Source organism: Micromonospora sp. MH99 (genome assembly GCF_021442385.1).
Lineage (GTDB): Bacteria > Actinomycetota > Actinomycetes > Mycobacteriales > Micromonosporaceae > Micromonospora.
The window spans coordinates 70,665-89,116 of record NZ_MUZA01000016.1 but is presented as its reverse complement, the minus strand read 5'-3'; the positions used below and the strand labels follow the sequence as shown (position 1 = coordinate 89,116).

Genomic DNA, 18,452 nt, shown 5'->3' with positions numbered 1-18,452 from the left:
CAGTGTTACAGGTTGCCGCGGGCTTCCTGCTCCCGCTCGATGGCCTGGAAGAGGGCCTTGAAGTTGCCCTTGCCGAAGCCCAGCGAGCCGTGCCGCTCGATCAGCTCGAAGAAGACGGTCGGGCGGTCCTGCACCGGCTTGGTGAAGATCTGCAGCAGGTAGCCGTCCTCGTCCCGGTCGACCAGGATCTTGCGGGCCTTCAGCTCCTCGATCGGCACCCGCACGTTGCCGATGCGGGCCCGCAGCTCCGGGTCCTCGTAGTACGAGTCCGGGGTGTCCAGGAACTCCACGCCGGCGGCGCGCATCGCGTCGACGCTGGCCACGATGTCGTTGGTGGCGACGGCGATGTGCTGGGCGCCGGGGCCCTGGTAGAACTCCAGGTACTCGTCGATCTGCGACTTCTTGCGGGCGATGGCCGGCTCGTTGAGCGGGAACTTCACCTTGCGGGTGCCGTTCGCGACGACCTTGCTCATCAGCGCCGAGTAGTCGGTGGCGATGTCGTCGCCGATGAACTCCGCCATGTTGGAGAAGCCCATCACCCGCTTGTAGAACTCGACCCACTCGTCCATCCGGCCCAGCTCCACGTTGCCGACCACGTGGTCGACGGCCTGGAAGAACCGCTTCGGCTGAATGCCGGCGTCGATCATCGGCTGCCGGTCGACGATCGGGCCGCGGGCCACGAAGCCGGGCAGGAACGGGCCGCGGTAGCGGGACCGGTCGACAAGGGTGTGCCGGGTGTCGCCGTACGCGGCGATGGCGGCCATCCGGACGGTGCCGTTCTCGTCGCTCACCTCGTGCGGCTCGACGACGCCGGTGGCGCCCTGGGCGACGGCGTGCGCGTACGCGGCGTCGACGTCCGGCACCTCCAGCGCGATGTCGCTGATCCCGTCGCTGTGCTTCGCCACGTGCTCGGCGCCGTCGGCGTCCGGGCGCACCGCGCCGGTCAGCACGAACCGGGCCGAGCCACTGGTCAGCACGTACTGGGCGTGGTCGCGGTAGCCCTGCTCCGGGCCCCGGTACGCCACACAGGTCATGCCGAAGGCGGTGGAGTAGTAGTGCGCGGCCTGCTTGGCGTTGCCGACCAGGAAGTGCACGTGGTCGAGCCCACGGACGGGGAACGGGTCGTGGCTGATGTCGTGGTCGACAGCGCCGACGAGCCGGTCGACGTCGACGTCCTCGGTCGACTGGGGTCGGTCGATCGCCTGGGTCATGGTGGCCTCCCTCGCGTACCGGCCGGCCTCGTGGGCCGGTTCTTGACCGAAGGATCGCGGTGCGGGCGTCGAGTGGGCAACTGTCGGTGTAAATGCTGGTCAGGTTGTGCATTCGGTATGGTCTGAACCCGTGAAGGGTGAGCAAGCTGTGCAGCTCGACGTCCTCGACGTGCGATTGGTCGAACTGCTCGCCGAGGAGCCGCGGATCGGGGTCCTGGAGTGCTCCCGGCGGCTCGGCGTGGCTCGGGGCACCGTCCAGGCGCGTCTCGACAAACTGGTCGACAGGGGTGTCATCGGTGGCTTCGGCCCGGAGATCTCGCCCGCCGCGATCGGATTCGGGGTGACCAGCTTCGTCACGCTGGAGATCAGTCAACGGCAGGGGCACGACCCGGTCACCGCCCACCTCGCGGCGATCCCCGAGGTGCTGGAGGCGCACACCATCACCGGCTCCAGCGACCTGCTCTGCCGGATCGTGGCCCGCTCCAACACCGACCTGCAACGGGTCATCGACCAGATCGTCTCGTCGGCCGGCATCACCCGCGCGTCGACGATCATCGCGCTGGCCGAGCAGATCCCGTACCGCACGCTGCCGCTGGTGCGCAGCGCCGTCCGGGCCGAAGGAAGGGCTCCTTCCTGACGCCTCCGGCAGTGCAAGGCCCCCCGTTAACACCTTCGGCCCCAGAAAGCGCGGCGACACGGCGGCGCGGGCGTACGGAAGATCCGTGATCGTGGCTACGGTGTGCGGGTGGCGAAGGGGAGCGTGCGCGGCGGGCTGCTGGTCGGCCTCGCCGTGGTCGTCGCGCTCGCCGCCACCGGCGTGTGGAACCCGTTCCCCGGCCTGTGGGAGTGGGTGGACCGCAGCGAACCCATCTCCGAGCCGGACGTGGTCTGGCAGCAGCGGGTCGGCGGCACCCCGCGCAGCGTGACCATCGCCGGCGACGCCGTCGTGGTCGAGCAGCGCACCCGGGTGGAGGCCCGCAGCCTGGCCACCGGCGCCCAGCTCTGGGAACGCAAGGCGGACTGGTCGGCGGTCGCGGGCGGCGACTCCGACCCGGTCGTCGCCGTGGGCAAGCTCCTGGTCAAGGGGTACGAGCTGCTCGACCCGACCACCGGGGCGACCCGGCGACGCGACGACGACGCGGTGGCCGTGTGGACGTACCGCAACCTGCTGCTGGACGCCCGCTGCACGGATGCCACCGACTGCACCCTCAGCGCGTGGGACCCGCGGGGCACCGCCCCACTGTGGACTGCCTTCCTGCCCGGCGTGCACAGCGGGCTGCTCGCCGACAACCCGGGCCTGCGCGGCACCCGCCGGCTCGGCGCCACCCGCATCGACGACGGGGTGGCCGGGCCGGAGCCGGTGCCTCCGCTGCTCGGCTTCCCGGTCGACGGTCGGGTGCACGTCGTGGACACCGCCACCGGCCGGGTGCTCCAGAACGTCGAGCCGGGCCGGGACGAGCGGCTCTCCGTGGTGGGCGGTCGGATGTTGCGGATCGCCGCCCGCTCCCAGGACGGCACCTGCTACTTCACCATCTCGGCGCGGGACCCGGCGACGGGGCAGGAGGCGTGGCAGCGGGCCGGGGTCAACCTGCGCACCGCCGACACCGCCGGCTGCGTCCAGCGCGAGGACCCGCAGGGAGCGCGCAACGTGCTGATCGGCGTGGGCCCGGACGGCCGCGAGGCGGTCATCGACGGGTACGACGGGCGGCTCCTCTGGGTCGGTGAGGCGAGCACCAAGCTCGTCGCGGTCGACGACCGCTACGCGGTGTTCCGCTCCGCGGACAAGCGCTCGGTGGTGTCGCGTGACCTCGGCGCCGACCGGGTGCGGTGGACCCGTCCGGCGGGTGCCAAGTCCGGCGCGGCACTCACCCCGTACGCGGCGGTGCTCGCCGACGAGAAGCCGTCGAGGTTGGTCGCCCTCGACCCGCGCAACGGCCGGGAACTGGCGGTCCTGCGGACCTCCGCGAACGCTCTCGCCGTCGGATCGCAGGGAATGATCATCGGTGAGGGGCGGGAGATCGGGTACGTCCGCTTCGGCGCCACCGGAGGCGCCCCCGTCCCGCCTCCCGGCGACGGTGGCAACCCCGGCCCCGGCGGCACCGGCCCCGGCCGGGGCAACGACGGCAACGACGGCGACGACAACTGCGGGCCCAAGCGTGAACTGTGCCCCGATCCCGGCAGCGGCAAGGACGGCTGAGCGGGCACGACACCTGTGCGCCCAGCGCGCCGGGGCCCGGGGGATGAGAGCGGCGTCCCAGACCCAGCCCGGCGGGTGGGAATGATCGACCGGTCTGCCCTAGGCTTGCCGCTCATGAGCAGTGCCGCCGCATTCTCGTACGCCCCTCTGCTGCCGACCGGTCCCGACCAGACGGACTATCGCCTGGTCACCGACGAGGGCGTGGACGTCGTACACGGCCCGGGGGGCCGTCGTTTCCTCACCGTGGAGCCGGCCGCGCTCACCGCGCTGACCGCCGAGGCGATGCACGACATCGCGCACTTCCTGCGCCCGGCGCACCTGGCCCAGCTCCGGGCGATCATCGATGATCCGGCCGCGTCGCCGAACGACCGGTTCGTCGCGTTGGACCTGCTGCGCAACGCCAACATCGCCGCCGGCGGGGTGCTGCCGATGTGCCAGGACACCGGCACCGCGATCGTGATGGGCAAGCGTGGCCGGCACGTGCTGACCGACGGGGCCGACGCCGAAGCCATCTCCCGGGGCGTCTACCAGGCGTACACGAAGCTCAACCTGCGCTACTCCCAGCTCGCCCCGCTGACCATGTGGGACGAGCGGAACACCGGCAGCAACCTGCCGGCCCAGGTGGAGTTGTACGCCGAGGACCCGGACGGGCACCCCGACGCGTACAAGTTCCTGTTCATGGCCAAGGGCGGCGGCTCGGCCAACAAGTCGTACCTGTACCAGGAGACCAAGGCGCTGCTCAACCCGACGCGGATGATGCAGTTCCTGGAGGAGAAGCTGCGGCTGATCGGCACTGCCGCCTGCCCGCCGTACCACCTGGCCATCGTCATCGGCGGCACCTCCGCCGAGTACGCGCTGAAGACCGCGAAGTACGCCTCCGCCAAGTACCTGGACGCGCTGCCGACGCAGGGTTCGATGAGCGCCCACGGCTTCCGGGACCTGGAGCTGGAGGCGGAGGTGCTGGAGCTGACCCGCAACTTCGGCATCGGCGCGCAGTTCGGCGGCCGGTACTTCTGCCACGACGTGCGGGTGGTCCGGCTGCCCCGGCACGGCGCCTCGTGCCCGGTGGCGATCGCCGTCTCCTGCTCGGCCGACCGGCAGGCCGTCGCCAAGATCACCCCGTCGGGCGTCTGGCTGGAGCGACTGGAGACCGACCCGGCGCGGTTCCTCCCCGACGTCACCGACGACACCCTCGACTCCGAGATGGTCGTCCGGGTGGACCTGAACCGGCCGATGGACGAGATCCGCGCCGAGCTGTCCAAGTACCCGGTGAAGACCCGACTGTCGCTGTCCGGCCCGCTGGTGGTGGCCCGCGACATCGCCCACGCCAAGATCGCCGAGCGGCTGGACGCCGGCGAGCCGATGCCGCAGTACCTGCGCGACCACGCGGTCTACTACGCCGGCCCGGCGAAGACCCCCGAGGGGTACGCGTCCGGCTCGTTCGGCCCGACCACTGCCGGGCGGATGGACGCGTACGTGGAGAAGTTCCAGGCCGCCGGTGGTTCGCAGGTGATGCTGGCCAAGGGCAACCGGTCCGGTCAGGTGACCCGCTCCTGCCAGCAGCACGGCGGGTTCTACCTCGGCTCCATCGGCGGCCCCGCCGCCCGCCTCGCCCAGGACTGCATCAAGCACGTCGAGGTCCTCGAATACCCGGAGCTGGGCATGGAGGCGGTCTGGAAGATCGAGGTCGAGGACTTCCCCGCCTTCATCGTGGTCGACGACAAGGGCAACGACTTCTTCGCCGAGGTCACCAAGCCGGTGCTCACCGTCGGCCGCCGCTGACCGTTCGTCACGCGAAGAGGCGCCAGGCTCGCACCTGGCGCCTCTTGCGTCGGTAGTACCTCCACCGACATCGGTACGCCCGCCCGCTGGGGGGTGGGACGGGCGCACCGCCCCCGTCGGATGTCGTCACCGGCAACCTGGACCAAGTCTGCGATGCCCCACGCTCGATTCGCTCTCAGATCACTATCACCGGGCGGTGTCGGGCTGTGATCCCCGGACTACGCTGCTGGCTGGTGTTTCGTCGACACGGGGGAGCAGATGCGGTTCGGGATCCTGGGGCCTCTGCGCGTCGGCGGTGGCGAGTCCACAGTTACCGCCGGCCGGGACCGGGTCGTGCTCGCGATGCTGCTGCTCCGCGCCGGTCGGCTCGTGCCGGTCGAGGAACTGGTCGACGCGGTCTGGGAGGAGAGCCCTCCGGCCACCGCCCGTGCCCAGTTGCAGACCTGCGTCTCCCGATTGCGTCGCCGGTTCAGCGAGCTGGGGCTGGCCCCGGAAACCATAGTCACCGACCCGGCCGGGTACGGCGTGCGTACCGACCCCGCCGACCTGGACGCGCACCTGTTCACCCGGGGTGCCGAGGCGGCCCGTGCCGCCGTCGCGGCCGGTCGTCTGGTCGACGCCCGTACGCACTTCCGGGCCGCCCTGGCCCGGTGGCGGGGGCCGGCCTGCAGCGGCATCACCAGCCGCAGCGTCCGTCGCCGGGCGCAGGCGCTCGACGAACAGCGGCTCACCGTGCTGGAGGAGTGCGTCGACGTCGAGCTGCGCCTCGGGCGGGCCGCCGAGTTGATCGAGGAGTTGACCGAGAGCGTCGATCAACATCCGCTGCGGGACCGGCTGCGGGGTCAGTTGATGCTCGCGCTCTCCTCGGTCGGTCGGCAGGCCGACGCGCTCGCGGTCTACCGGGAGGGCCGGCAGTTCTACGCCGACGAGCTGGGCCTCGAACCGGGCGCCGATCTGCAGGAGCTGCACCAACGCGTACTCGCCGGTGATCTGGCTCTGGCCGGTCGGGACGTCCGGTCGACGGGGCCGGTACGCTCGCTGCCCCGGGCGATCGGCGACTTCATCGGCCGGCGGGAGACGGTGGCCCGCCTGGTCAAGGAGATCGAGGAGGACGGCACCCGGATCCAGGTTATCGACGGCATGGCCGGCAGCGGCAAGACGACGCTCGCCGTGCACGTCGCCAGCGCCCTGGCCGAGCGCTACCCGGACGCTCAGCTCTTCATCGACCTGCACGGGCACAGTGAGCGTGACCCGTTGACACCGGCGACGGCCGCAGCCGCCCTGCTGCGCCAGCTCGGCGTGCCGACCAGGTGGATACCGGAGGACACCGACGACCGACTGGCGCTGTGGCGTACGGAGCTGGCCGGCCTGCGTGCCCTGGTGGTGCTGGACAACGCGTTCGCCGCCGACCAGGTCGCGCCGTTGCTACCCAACGGTCCGCACTGCCAGGTGCTGATCACCAGCCGTCGTCGACTGGTCGGGCTCGACGAGGGTCGCCCGTCGTCGCTGGCGGTGCTCGACGCCGACGAGGCCGTGGAACTGCTCGGGCGGGTGGTCGGCGCGGAGCGGGTCGCCGCCGAACCGGAGGCGGCAGCCGAGGTGGTGCGGCGCTGCGGCCACCTGCCGCTCGCGATCCGGCTGGCCGGCGCCCGCCTGGCGCACCGGCCCCGCTGGCGCGTCGCCGACCTTGCCGAACGGATGCTCGCCGGAGCGGGAGCGCTGCCCGAACTGACCGCGGGGCAGCGGTCGGTGGGGCGCGCGTTCGCGTTGTCGTACGAGCAGATCACTCCCGCGGCGCAGCGGCTGTTCCCGCTGCTCGGTCTCCACCCCGGCGGGTGGCTGGACGGTCGGGTGGCCGCAGCCCTCGCCGAGCTGCCCCTGACCGACGCGCAGGACCTGCTGGACGAGCTGGTCGACGCCCATCTGGTCGAGGAGGTGCAGCCGGACCGCTACCGCCTGCACGACCTGCTCCGCGAGTACGCCCGCCTGCTGCTCGGCGAGCCGGAGCGGCAGGCCGAGCGTCGGGCCGCCCTGGCGCGGCTGCTCGACCACCACCTGGCCGTCACCCTGGCGATCGCCCGGACCATCGAGGCGGCGGGCAGCCGCCGCACCATCCCCGCGCACACGCCCGGTCGACCCGATCTGATCGACGCCCCGGTGGCGCAGGGTCCGGCGTGGTTCGAGAAGAACCACGCCGCGCTCACCGCGCTGGTACGCCTGGCTGCCGAGGAGGGCTTCGGAGTTCGGTGCTGGCAGCTGGCCCGAGCCTGCTGGCGACTCAACTTCGACGGCGGGCACCTCGACGAGCTGATCGAGACCCACACGACTGGCCTACGAGCCGCCGAGGAACTGGGCGACGAGGCGGCGGTGGCCACGATGTTGAACTACCTTGCGTCGGCGTACTTCCGGCTTGCCCGCTTCCCCGAGGCGATCAGAGCGATGGACGTGGCACTCGAACTGCGTCGCCGGCTCGGGTTGCGCGGCGAAGTGCTCGCCACACTCTGGAACATGGCCGTGTCGTACTCCGCGAACGGCGACTTCCGGCAGGGCAAGGCGAAGTTCGAGGAGGCTCTCGAACTCATCGCCGGCCGGGGCGACGCGAACGAACTGGCCAACCTGCTGAACAACCTGTGCGTGGGACTCATCGCCTGGGGTCGGTACGACGAGGCGCTGCCCCTGGTCCGGCAGCACCTCGTCCTGGCCCGTCAGACGGTGGACCTGCCGCAGACCGCACACGCGCTCGGGCACCTCGGCATCGTCCGTCATCGGATGGGTGACGTCGGTCCGGCTCGTCGGATCCTTCGACTCGCGCTGCATCTCCGGCGCAGGGTGCGGAATCGGTTCGGCCAGGGTGAGGTGCTCAACGAGCTGGGCGTGATGGAGCGCAACGCCGGAGAGCCGGAACGCGCCGCGGCCCTGCACCGGGACGCGTTGGTGGAGATGATGGAGGCCGGCGACCGGATCGGCCAGTGCGCCTCCCGCAACCTGATGGCCATGACCATGCTGGCGCAGGGAGACGCCGCCAGCGCGCTCGACCTGCACCGCCGGGTACTCGTCGACGCCGGCCGGCTGGGCGCCCGCTACGAGCAGGCCCGGGCGCTTCAGGGCATCGCCAGGTGCGTACGCGACACCGACCCGGCGGCGGCCCGTGCGCACCTGACCCGGGCACTGTCCCTGTACCGGCAGATCGACGTGCCGGACCGGCACGAGGTGGAACGGCTGCTCGCCGAGTTGGGCTGACGGATCATCTGCGGGTCGGCCACGGGCGCGGCAGGATGGTACGCGTGACGACTCCAGAGACGACCGGTTACCGGATCGAACGTGACTCGATGGGCGAGGTAGAGGTGCCCGCCGAGGCGCTGTGGCGGGCGCAGACCCAGCGCGCGGTGCAGAACTTCCCGATCTCCGGGCGGGGCATCGAACCGGCCCAGATCAAGGCCCTGGCCCAGATTAAGGGTGCCGCGGCCGAGGTCAACGGCGAGTTGGGCGTGATCGACGCCAACGTGGCCGCCGCGATCGCCGCCGCCGCCGCGCACGTAGCCGACGGCGGGTACGACGACCAGTTCCCGGTCGACGTGTTCCAGACCGGTTCCGGAACGTCGTCCAACATGAACGCCAACGAGGTGATCGCCACCCTGGCGAGCCGTGAACTGGGTTCGGCCGTGCACCCGAACGACCACGTCAACGCCTCCCAGTCCAGCAACGATGTGTTCCCGTCCTCGATCCACCTGGCGGCCACCCAGTTCATCGCGGAGGATCTGCTGCCGTCGCTGACCCATCTCGCCGAGGCGCTGGAGGGCAAGGCGGCCGAGTTTGAGACGGTGGTGAAGGCGGGGCGTACGCACCTGATGGACGCCACCCCGGTCACCCTCGGGCAGGAGTTCGGCGGGTACGCCGCCCAGGTCCGCTACGGCATCGAGCGGTTGGAGGGGTCGCTGCCCCGGCTGGCCGAGCTGCCGTTGGGCGGCACGGCCGTGGGCACCGGGATCAACACGCCACTCGGCTTCGCCGCCGCCGTGATCGGCAAGCTGCGTGAGTCGACCGGGCTGCCGCTGTCCGAGGCCCGCAACCACTTCGAGGCGCAGGGTGCCCGCGACGCGCTGGTGGAGACCTCGGGGCAGTTGCGGACCATCGCCGTGGGCCTCTACAAGGTCGCGAACGACATTCGCTGGATGGGCTCGGGCCCCCGGGCCGGCCTGCGCGAGCTGCGCATCCCCGACCTCCAGCCCGGCTCGTCGATCATGCCGGGCAAGGTCAACCCGGTGGTGGCCGAGGCGATGCGGCAGGTCTGCGCCCAGGTGATCGGCAACGACGCGACTGTCGGTTTCGCCGGGTCACAGGGCGACTTCGAGCTGAACGTCATGCTGCCGGTGATGGGCCGCAACCTGCTGGAGTCGATCCGGCTGCTGGCCGCGGCGAGTCGGCTGTTCGCCGACCGCCTGGTGGCCGGCCTGGTCGCGGACGCCGAGGTCTGCCTGGCGTACGCCGAGGGGTCGCCGTCGATCGTCACCCCGCTGAACCGCTACCTCGGGTACGACGAGGCCGCCTCGATCGCCAAGGAGGCGCTGGCCAAGCAGGCGTCCATCCGGGAGGTCGTGATCGCCCGAGGTCACGTCGACTCGGGCAAGCTCACCGAGACCCAGCTCGACGAGGTGCTCGACCTGCTCCGGATGACCCACCCCTGACCAGCGCCGCCCTCTGCTCACGCCCGGCGCAGTGCGCCGCGCTGCTCACGCCCGGAGCAGTGCGGCGCGCTGCTCACGCCCGGAGCAGTGCGGCGCGCTGCTCATGCCCGGAGCAGTGCGGCGCGGCCCGCGAAGCGCGCCGAGTCGCCCAGCTCCTCTTCGATCCGGATCAGCTGGTTGTACTTCGCCGTCCGGTCGGAGCGGGAGAGCGAGCCGGTCTTGAGCTGACCGCACCCGGTGGCGACCGCCAGATCCGCGATGGTGGTGTCCTCCGTCTCGCCGGAGCGGTGCGACATGACGACGGTCCAGCCCGCCCGCTGGGCCGTCGTCACCGTGGCCAGCGCCTCGGTCAGGGTGCCGACCTGATTGACCTTGACCAGGACCGAGTTGCCGACGCCGGTGCGGATGCCCTCGCTCAGCAGCGTCTCGTTGGTGCAGAACACGTCGTCGCCGGTGAGCTGGCAGCGGTCGCCGACGCGGGTGGTCAGCTCGCGCCAGCCGTCCAGGTCGTCCTCGGCCATCGGGTCCTCGATGGAGACGATCGGGTAGGCGTCGATCAGCCTGGCCAGGTAGTCGGCGTGCTCGGCGGAGGTGCGGCGTACTCCCTCGCCCGCGTAGTCGTACACGCCGTCGCGGAAGAACTCGGATGACGCCGGGTCCATGACCAGGCCGATGTCCGTGCCGGGGCGGTAGCCGGCGCCCTCGACGGCGGTCAGCACGAAGTCGAGCGCCTCCTCGGCGGTACGCAGCTCGGGCGCGAAGCCACCCTCGTCGCCCACGCCCGTGGAGTGCCCGGCGGCCAGCAGATCGCGGCGCAGGGTGTGGAAGACCTCGCTGCCCATGCGGACGGCTTCGGCGAAGGAGTCCGCGCCCACGGGAACGATCATGAACTCCTGGAAGTCGAGCGGGTTGTCGGCGTGGGCGCCACCGTTGACGATGTTCATCATCGGCAGCGGCAGGAGGTGCGCGTCGGCGCCGCCGAGGTAGCGGTAGAGGGGCTGGCGGTGGGCCGCCGCGGCGGCCTTGGCGACGGCGAGGGAGACGCCGAGGATCGCGTTGGCGCCGAGCCGGGACTTCGTGGCGGTGCCGTCGAGGGCGATCAGCGCGGCGTCCAGACCCGCCTGGTCTGCCGCGTCCCGGCCGCGCACGGCCGCCGCGATCTCCCCGTTGACGTTGGCCACCGCACGGTCGACGCCCTTGCCGTGCCAGCGCGTCGGGTCTCCGTCGCGCACCTCCACGGCCTCCCGGGCGCCGGTGGAGGCGCCGGAGGGGACGGCGGCCCGGCCCAGAGACCCGTCCGTCACCGTGACGTCGACCTCGACTGTGGGGTTGCCCCGGCTGTCGATGACGCGGCGGGCGGTGACGGTCTCGATGGTGGTGGTGATGGTTCCGGCTTCCAGTGCGGACATGGAGGTCCTTTTCGTTGTCGCCTGCCGTGGCTCTAGCTGCGACAACGCTGGCGCTGAGCCCGACAGCGCCAAACCCTACAGCAATGCTGATCAGTCATGCTGAACAGCCCCGCTGAACAGCATTGCTGTGCAGGTCAGGTGCCCAGCAGTGCTGACGAACGGGGTAAAGTGCCGTGTGCCCACCTCGGAAGCCGCCGCCATCGCCGCCGAACTGCGCACCGCGATGGGCAAGCTCACCCGGCGCGTCAAGCACGAGGACCGCATCCCGCTCGGTCAGATCGCCGTGCTCGGTGCACTCGACCGCGACGGCGCCATGACCACCAGCGACCTCGCCGCCGACCAGCGCGTACGCCCCCAGTCGATGGCCCGGGCGGTGGGGCTGCTCATGGAGCAGAAACTGATCACGCGACGGGCGCACCCCACGGACGGCCGCAAGTCGCTGGTCGAGCTGTCGGACGCCGGCCGGGCCGCACTGGAAGCGGAGCGCAGCCGCAGAGCCGGTTGGCTCGCCCAGGCCATCGAGGCCGAACTCACGGACGAGGAGCGGGCGTTGCTGGCCCGCAGCGCCGCCCTGCTGGAACGGCTCGCCATGCGCTAGACGCTCCCCTCGACGGCCGGGCCGCCGTCGACGAGCGTCAGGGTTCGGGCAACGCAGCCCAGCCGAGGAAGCGCACGTAGAGCGCTGCCGGGTCCGGGCCGTCGTGCGGGTTGAGCCGATACAGGTCCGCCGCCGCGTCGTGCAGAACGGTGCACAGGTAGATGCTCAACGCGATCCGGTCGTGGGCGTACTCGCGGCGGAGGCTGAGCCGGGCGACCGCACACGGCCAGGGCCCGGCGCAGACCCGACAGAGCCACAGTGGACGCAGCGGCAGGTGCGGTCGTGGCGTGATCGCGCGGTCGTCCGGGGCGGTCCGGGACATGGCGTGGGAATCCTTTCGAGCTGAATCGTCTCTGACGTCACCTCCCCGTGGGCCGTCTCGCTTTCGGCGACGTCGCCGAGTTCGTGGTCGACCGCGCGACGACCGCCATCCGCCCCAACCACCGAGATCTTGGACAGTTTCCGTTGGTGGCTAACGGAAACTGTCCAAGATCTCGAATAGTTCGCCCAGCCTGGGGGTGGGACCGCCCGGCACGGGGGTTCGGGCGGTCCCGCGCGACGCCGCCGGGCCCGGGGGGCGGGGAGCGGTGCCACACTTCACAGTCTGGTGATCGGGCGACTACGGTCGGAAGGGTTTTGCCGGGTCCTCACAGCCGTCCTGTTTCCGGTGGTGATGCCGCTGGCGGCCGGCTGGAGTTGATCGTCGACGGGGTGGAGAGGCGGCGGGTCATGGCCGATGGGCAGATGACGGCGGCGGCGTTCCTGGTCACGGAGCTGCGCCGGGCGCGCGTTCGCCGGGGCTGGAGTCAGGACGAGCTGGCCAAGGCGGTCAACTACTCGCCGTCGATGGTCAGCGCCGTCGAGCTGGGCCAGCAGCCGCCCACCGGCAAGTACCTGGAACTCGTCGACCGCGCCCTGGACACCGGCGGCCTCTTCACCCGCATGTCGAGCGAGCTGGTCAGCATGGACCGGACCCAGCCGTGGCTACGCGGCTGGCAGGCGCTCCTGGAGCAGGCGCGCACGGTCCGCTGGTACGAGCCCCGGTATGTACCCGGGCTCTTCCAGACCGAGGGATACGCGCGCGCGGTCTTCGAAGCTGGCGGCCTGCTTGCCTCTGACGAGGTCGAACGCCGAGTGACCGAGCGAATGGACCGCCAGGACGTGCTGCACAGCGAACATGCGCCGCAGATCGTGGCCGTGTTGGACGAGGCAGTGCTGCGGCGACGGGTGGGCGAGCGGAAGGTGATGCGCGATCAGGCGCTGCACCTGGCCAGCATCGCCACGGGGCACCCTCGGGTCCGGCTGCACGTGGTGCCGCGATCCGCCGAGGAGTACCCGGGGCTCGGCGGACCGTTCGCGCTCGCGGCCCTGCCCGACGGCACAGAAGTGGCCTACCTGGACAGCCAGGTTCGCGGCCAGGAGCTGGACCAGGAGCAGGATCTGGCGCGGTTGCAGCGGGTCTGGGAGGCTACCTTGGGCGAAGCCCTGCCCCCGCAGGCTTCCATCGAGTTGATGAGCGAGGTGGCCGAATCGTGGAGTTGACGGACGCTCGGTGGCGCAAGAGCAGCCGCAGCAACCAGGACGGCAACTGCGTCGAGGTGGCTACGAATCTTGGGGGCGTGGTCGGGGTGCGAGACAGCAAGGACCCGGACGGGCCCGTGCTCGTGGTCGACGCGTACTCCTGGCGGCTCTTCGTGGTCGCGCCCCCGCGCTGACGCGACAGCAGTGCCCACGGCGGCGCGAAAACGGCTCGACCGTGTCGCGGGACGGCGGGGATGATCCGGTCATGGATGGCGACGACCTGGTTCCTCCGGGGAGCGAGCGGCTGCGGTTCCGGCGGTTGACCGTTGCCGATGTGGACGCGTTGGTCGAGTTGGACAGCGATCCCGAGGTGATGCGTTTCCTCACCGGCGGCGTCGCCACCCCGCGCGCCACAGTTCGGGGCGAGCACCTGCCGAAGCTGCTCGCCCAGTACGACAGGCATCCCGGCCTCGGTAGGTGGGCGGCTCTCGATCGGGGGACCGGTGACTTCCTGGGCTGGTTCGCCCTCGATCCGTCGGAGGACGGCGCCGAGGCCGAGCTGGGCTACCGGCTGCGCCGCGCGACGTGGGGGCGCGGCCTGGCCACCGAGGGTTCGCGGGCGCTGGTCCGGTACGCCCTGGACGTCGTGGGCGTGCGCCGGGTGTGGGCGCAGACGATGGCCGTCAACGAGCGGTCCCGGCGGGTGATGGTGAAGGCGGGGCTGCGCCACGTGCGCACCTTCCACCTCCAGTTCGACGACCCGATCCCGGGGACCGAGCACGGCGAGGTGGAGTACGAGCTGCGGGCCGACGTCCCTCAGGACCTGCCGGCGGCCCTGCGGGCGCGGTAGGCGGTCACCGCGGCCCGGTTGCCGCAGCCGGCCTCGCAGAACCGCCGCGACCGGTTGCGGGACAGGTCGACGACGACGTTGTCGCAGTCCGGGTACTCGCAGATCCGCAACCGGCTCAGCTCGCCCATGCGGACCAGGTCGGCGATCGCCATCGCCGCCTCCACCGCCATCCGGGTGGCCAGCGGCGCGTCGCGGGGCACGGCGTGCAGGTGGTACGGCTCGTCGTCGTGCTCGATGAGCTGCGGCAACGCCCGGTGTTCCAGCAGCAGGGCGTTGACCATGGCGACGACCTCGGGCGGTTCGGCGTGCCAGATCCGGCGCAGCCGGGGACGCAACTGCCGCACGGCGCGCAGCTCGGCGTCGGTGTGCTCGTGCCGCCCGCTGTAGGCGTGCCGGGTGAAGAAGGCGTCCAGCGCGGCGACGTCGGGCAGCAGCTCGCCGTCGCGGCCCGCGGTGTTGACCAACGCGGTGGCGGCGATCAACGAACATTCGGTGTCATGAGCGAATAGCAACTTGACTCCTGTCACGGTGGCCGCCTAGCGTCATGAGCACAAGGATAGTTTGCTCATGACACCGTGTCGTCCCCGAGGAGCGCGAGATGCAGTCACGACCCGCCGCCGGCGCTGCGCTGGCGCTGCTCTCCGCAGTCACGTTCGCCACCTCGGGCACCTTCGCGCGGTCGCTCATCGAAGCCGGCTGGTCGGCCGAGGCCGCCGTGATCGCGCGGGTCGGCGTGGCCGCCCTGGTGCTGGCGATCCCCGCAGTGCTGTCCCTGCGTGGCAGGTGGCACGTGCTGCGCAGCAACAGCGCGGCGGTCGTGATGTTCGGGCTGCTCGGGGTCGCCCTGGCGCAGGTGTGCTTCTTCAACGCCGTGCGTTACCTGCCGGTCGGCATCGCGCTCCTGCTGGAATACCTGGGCATCATCCTGGTCGTCGGCTGGATGTGGCTGCGGCACGGTCAGCGCCCCCGGCGGCTCACCGTGGCCGGCTCGGCCGCCGCCCTGTGCGGGCTGGCCTTCGTCCTGGACATCACCGGCACCGCCGGCTTCCACCCGGTCGGCGTGCTGTGGGGGCTGGGTGCCGCGTTCGGCCTGGCCGGCTACTTCGTGCTCGCCGGACGGGTCGACCCCCGGCTGCCCTCGGTCGCCATGGCCAGCGGCGGGATGGCCGTCGGCGCGGCCGTGCTGCTCCTCGTCGGGCTGACCGGGCTGCTGCCGCTGCGCGCCACGTTCGGCGATGTCGCGTTCGCCGGGCACCGCACCTCCTGGCTGCTGCCCATCGTCGGGCTCACCCTGGTCGCCGCCGTGATCGCCTACCTCGCCGGCATCGCCGGCACCCGCATCCTCGGGCCCCGGCTGTCGTCGTTCGTCGGGTTGACCGAGGTGCTGTTCGCGGTGCTGATCGCCTGGCTGTTCCTCGACGAACTGCCGACCGCGTGGCAGCTCTTCGGCGGCGCGCTGATCATCGCCGGGGTCGCCCTGGTGCGCCTCGACGAACTGCGCGGTACGCCCGCGCCCGCCCCCGGTGAGCCCACGCTGGCGGCAACCACCCGGTGAGAGAGTGGTACCCGTGCTGACCACAGTGGTGTTCGACGCCGACGAGACCCTGCTGGACCTGCGGCCGGCGGTGACCGCCGGGCTGGTGACCGTCCTCGACGAGATGCGCCGCCGAACGCCGGACGCCGCCGACGTGACGCTCGCCGAGCTGGAGTCCGACTGGGATGCCGTCTTCGGCGAGCTGAGCGCCGCTCCGGTGCTGGAGATCCGCCGCGCCGCGCTGGCCCGGTCGCTGGCCCGCGCCGGACTCGACGACCACCTGGACGAGATCGCCGCCCTCTTCTTCGCCCGCCGTTTCGCCCTCACCGGACCCTTCCCGGACGTCCCGCCGGCCCTGGCCGCGCTGCGCACCCGGTACACGCTGGGCTTCGCCACCAACGGCAACAGCCGCGCCGAACGCTGCGGGCTCGCCGGGGAGTTCGCCTTCGAGATGTACGCGCACGAGAACGGCCTGCCCAAGAAGCCCGCCCCGGAGTTCTACGCGGCGGTGGTCGCGACCGCCGGGGTCCCCGCCGAGCAGATCGTGTACGTCGGTGACTCGTGGGAGCACGATGTGGTGGCACCCCGACGGGCTGGCCTGCGGTCGGTGTGGTTGAACCGGTACGGCCTGCCCCGCCCGGCCGGGGTCACCCCCGACGCGGAGGTGGCCACCCTGGCCGACCTGCCGATGGTCCTGTCGGAACTGGCGACGGGATCGGCCGACCGGGTGGACGTGGGCATCGAGCTGGGCGGATGAAGGAGAGATTCACCGCCATAACGGACGTTCACCTGGCGCAAAGCCGGCGGGTGTTGTGTGATGGCTGCCACGTCCCTCAACGAGAGGATCCGATGTGGTGAGCAAGCGCTTCACCGCCGGTGCCGTCGCGACCGCGGCAACACTGGCACTTACGGCAGCGGGCCTGGGTGTACCGGCCACCGCCGCGCCGAGCACCTCCCGCACCTTCACTGTCGTGGCCGAGGACGGCTTCGCCGCCGACACGGCTGTCGCCGCCATCCAGGCGGCCGGCGGCACTGTGGTGTCCCGGTCCGACGAGGTCGGCATGTTCCAGGTCACCAGTGATCGGGCCGACTTCGCGGCCAGGGCGACGGCAGCCCCGAGCCTGATCGGCGCGGCCGAGCAGAAGGCCATCGGCCGCAAGCCGAAGCTGGACCGGGTCGAGCAGGAGCAGGCTGCTGGCGTGGCCGGTGCTGCGAGTGCTGCCGGCGCGGCCGGTGTGGCCGGTGCTGCCGGTGCCGGGAAGAAGGGTGCCAAGATGGACCCGCTCGACGAGAAGCTCTGGGGTCTGAAGATGATCCGGGCCGACGAGGCCCGCAAGGTCGAGCCCGGCGACCGTCGGGTCACCGTCGGCGTCCTGGACACCGGCGTCGACGCCAGCAACCCGGACATCGCGCCGAACTTCAACTGGTCGCTGTCGCGCAACTTCGCACCCGACATGACCGATGTGGACGGGCCGTGCGAGGTGCCGAGCTGCCTCGACGCCGTCGGCACCGACGACGGCGGGCACGGCACCCACGTGGCCGGCACCATCGGCGCCGCCGCCAACGGCTTCGGCCTCTCCGGTGTCGCCCCGAACGTCTCCCTGGTCGAGCTCAAGGGTGGCCAGGACTCCGGCTACTTCTTCCTCAACCCGGTGGTCAACGCCCTGATCTACGCCGGCCGGTCCGGGATCGACGTGGTCAACATGTCGTTCTACGTCGACCCGTGGCTCTACAACTGCACCGCCAACCCGGCCGACTCGGCGCAGGCGCAGGCCGAGCAGCGGGCCATCATCAAGGCGATGAAGCGGGCGCTGGTCTTCGCCCACAACAAGGGCGTCACCCTGGTCGGCGCGCTCGGCAACAACAACGAGGACCTGGGCGCACCGCGTACCGACACCACCAGCCCGGACTACGGCGCCAACCCGTACCCCCGGCCGATCGACAACAACAGCTGCTGGGACCTGCCCACCGAGGGCCCGCACGTGATCGGCGTGTCGTCGGTCGGTCCGTCGGGCAAGAAGTCGGACTTCTCCAACTACGGCACCGAGCAGACCTCCGTCGCCGCGCCGGGTGGGTGGGCCCGGGACGGGTTCGGGACCCCGACGTACAACACCCCCGGCAACCGGATCCTCTCCAGCTACCCGCTGAAGGTGCTCCAGGAGGAGCCGATCTCCACCACCATCCCGGACCCGAAGGTGGACGCGAACGGCAACATCGACCCGCGGGTCGCCACGAGCGTCTTCAAGCAGTGCAAGCCCAACGGTGAGTGCGGCTACTACACCTACCTCCAGGGCACGTCGATGGCGTCCCCGCACGCCGCCGGTGTCGCCGCGCTGATCGTCAGCCGGTACGGCAAGCCGCAGGGCCGGGGTGGCTTCGGCATGTCGCCGGACGTGGTCGAGCAGCACCTCTACCGCACGGCGGCCGAGCACGCCTGCCCGGAGCCGCGCCTCCAGCAGTACCGCAACGAGGGCCGGGACGAGACCTACGACGCGTACTGCGCCGGTGGGGTCAACTTCAACGGCTTCTACGGGTACGGAATCGTCGACGCGTACGCGGCGGTGAAGACCCCGCTCAAGCCGAACGCCCGCCCGTAAGTCACCACCGCGAGGCCCGGTCGACGCCCGTCGACCGGGCCTCGTCGGCGTCCGGGCCTCGGGCTTGA

Annotated in this window: 16 protein-coding genes; 12 read left to right on the top strand and 4 right to left on the bottom strand. The window is 71.4% G+C overall.

The annotated features are described in order from the left end of the window. Window positions 1-5 precede the first annotated feature (5 nt). Window positions 6-1,211, bottom strand: coding sequence for a 4-hydroxyphenylpyruvate dioxygenase (gene hppD / locus B0E54_RS11685; RefSeq protein WP_234583385.1), 1,206 nt, complete (start codon window positions 1,209-1,211; stop codon window positions 6-8). 130 nt (window positions 1,212-1,341) lie between these two features. Between hppD and B0E54_RS11680 the strand changes: the two genes are divergently transcribed. The 5 genes from B0E54_RS11680 to B0E54_RS11660 all read left to right on the top strand — a co-directional run bounded on the left by B0E54_RS11680 (window position 1,342) and on the right by B0E54_RS11660 (window position 9,875). Beyond that, a complete protein-coding gene (locus B0E54_RS11680; RefSeq protein WP_234583384.1) occupies window positions 1,342-1,848 on the top strand; it encodes an Lrp/AsnC family transcriptional regulator in 507 nt (168 codons plus the stop codon). A gap of 102 nt (window positions 1,849-1,950) precedes the next feature. After that, window positions 1,951-3,408: a PQQ-binding-like beta-propeller repeat protein gene (locus tag B0E54_RS11675; protein WP_374109262.1), complete on the top strand. Its 1,458-nt coding sequence runs from the start codon at window positions 1,951-1,953 to the stop codon at window positions 3,406-3,408. Between the two features lie 114 nt (window positions 3,409-3,522). Continuing rightward, window positions 3,523-5,190: a fumarate hydratase gene (locus B0E54_RS11670; RefSeq protein ID WP_234583383.1), complete on the top strand. Its 1,668-nt coding sequence runs from the start codon at window positions 3,523-3,525 to the stop codon at window positions 5,188-5,190. Window positions 5,191-5,448: 258 nt separating this feature from the next. Next, a complete protein-coding gene (locus B0E54_RS11665) occupies window positions 5,449-8,430 on the top strand; it encodes an AfsR/SARP family transcriptional regulator (protein WP_234583382.1) in 2,982 nt (993 codons plus the stop codon). 35 nt (window positions 8,431-8,465) lie between these two features. Continuing rightward, window positions 8,466-9,875, top strand: a complete 1,410-nt coding sequence (locus B0E54_RS11660; RefSeq protein ID WP_234583381.1) for an aspartate ammonia-lyase — start codon at window positions 8,466-8,468, stop codon at window positions 9,873-9,875. A gap of 101 nt (window positions 9,876-9,976) precedes the next feature. Here the strand turns inward: B0E54_RS11660 and eno are convergent, their stop codons facing one another. Then, a complete protein-coding gene (gene eno, locus B0E54_RS11655) occupies window positions 9,977-11,284 on the bottom strand; it encodes a phosphopyruvate hydratase (protein ID WP_234583380.1) in 1,308 nt (435 codons plus the stop codon). Window positions 11,285-11,459: 175 nt separating this feature from the next. On the opposite strand from eno, the gene B0E54_RS11650 reads away from it, so the two are divergent. Then, a complete protein-coding gene (locus B0E54_RS11650; protein WP_234583379.1) occupies window positions 11,460-11,882 on the top strand; it encodes a MarR family winged helix-turn-helix transcriptional regulator in 423 nt (140 codons plus the stop codon). A 37-nt stretch (window positions 11,883-11,919) separates the two neighbouring features. Here the strand turns inward: B0E54_RS11650 and B0E54_RS11645 are convergent, their stop codons facing one another. After that, window positions 11,920-12,204 carry a hypothetical protein gene (locus B0E54_RS11645; RefSeq protein ID WP_234583378.1) on the bottom strand — a complete coding sequence of 95 codons (285 nt, stop codon included), beginning with the start codon at window positions 12,202-12,204 and terminating at the stop codon, window positions 11,920-11,922. Between the two features lie 407 nt (window positions 12,205-12,611). Between B0E54_RS11645 and B0E54_RS11640 the strand changes: the two genes are divergently transcribed. The 3 genes from B0E54_RS11640 to B0E54_RS11630 all read left to right on the top strand — a co-directional run bounded on the left by B0E54_RS11640 (window position 12,612) and on the right by B0E54_RS11630 (window position 14,253). After that, the gene (locus B0E54_RS11640) at window positions 12,612-13,424 is read left to right on the top strand and encodes a helix-turn-helix transcriptional regulator (protein ID WP_234583377.1); all 813 of its coding nucleotides are present in this window, start codon (window positions 12,612-12,614) and stop codon (window positions 13,422-13,424) included. Beyond that, window positions 13,415-13,597, top strand: coding sequence for a DUF397 domain-containing protein (locus B0E54_RS11635; RefSeq protein ID WP_234583376.1), 183 nt, complete (start codon window positions 13,415-13,417; stop codon window positions 13,595-13,597). Before B0E54_RS11640 ends, B0E54_RS11635 begins: the two co-directional genes overlap by 10 nt. A gap of 71 nt (window positions 13,598-13,668) precedes the next feature. Then, window positions 13,669-14,253: a GNAT family N-acetyltransferase gene (locus B0E54_RS11630; protein WP_234583375.1), complete on the top strand. Its 585-nt coding sequence runs from the start codon at window positions 13,669-13,671 to the stop codon at window positions 14,251-14,253. Here B0E54_RS11630 and B0E54_RS11625 read toward each other — a convergent pair. Further along, window positions 14,220-14,765: a CGNR zinc finger domain-containing protein gene (locus tag B0E54_RS11625; protein WP_234583374.1), complete on the bottom strand. Its 546-nt coding sequence runs from the start codon at window positions 14,763-14,765 to the stop codon at window positions 14,220-14,222. The genes B0E54_RS11630 and B0E54_RS11625 overlap by 34 nt on opposite strands. 86 nt (window positions 14,766-14,851) lie before the next feature. Between B0E54_RS11625 and B0E54_RS11620 the strand changes: the two genes are divergently transcribed. From B0E54_RS11620 to B0E54_RS11610, 3 genes are all read left to right on the top strand, one after another. Further along, complete coding sequence (locus B0E54_RS11620; RefSeq protein WP_234583373.1) at window positions 14,852-15,808, top strand: DMT family transporter; 957 nt, start codon at window positions 14,852-14,854, stop codon at window positions 15,806-15,808. A 13-nt stretch (window positions 15,809-15,821) separates the two neighbouring features. Continuing rightward, entirely contained in the window at window positions 15,822-16,544 is a 723-nt protein-coding gene (locus B0E54_RS11615) for an HAD family hydrolase (protein ID WP_234583372.1), read from the top strand. 97 nt (window positions 16,545-16,641) lie between these two features. Beyond that, window positions 16,642-18,384 (top strand): S8 family serine peptidase, encoded by a 1,743-nt coding sequence (locus tag B0E54_RS11610; protein WP_234583371.1) that lies wholly within the window; start codon window positions 16,642-16,644, stop codon window positions 18,382-18,384. Window positions 18,385-18,452 lie beyond the last annotated feature (68 nt).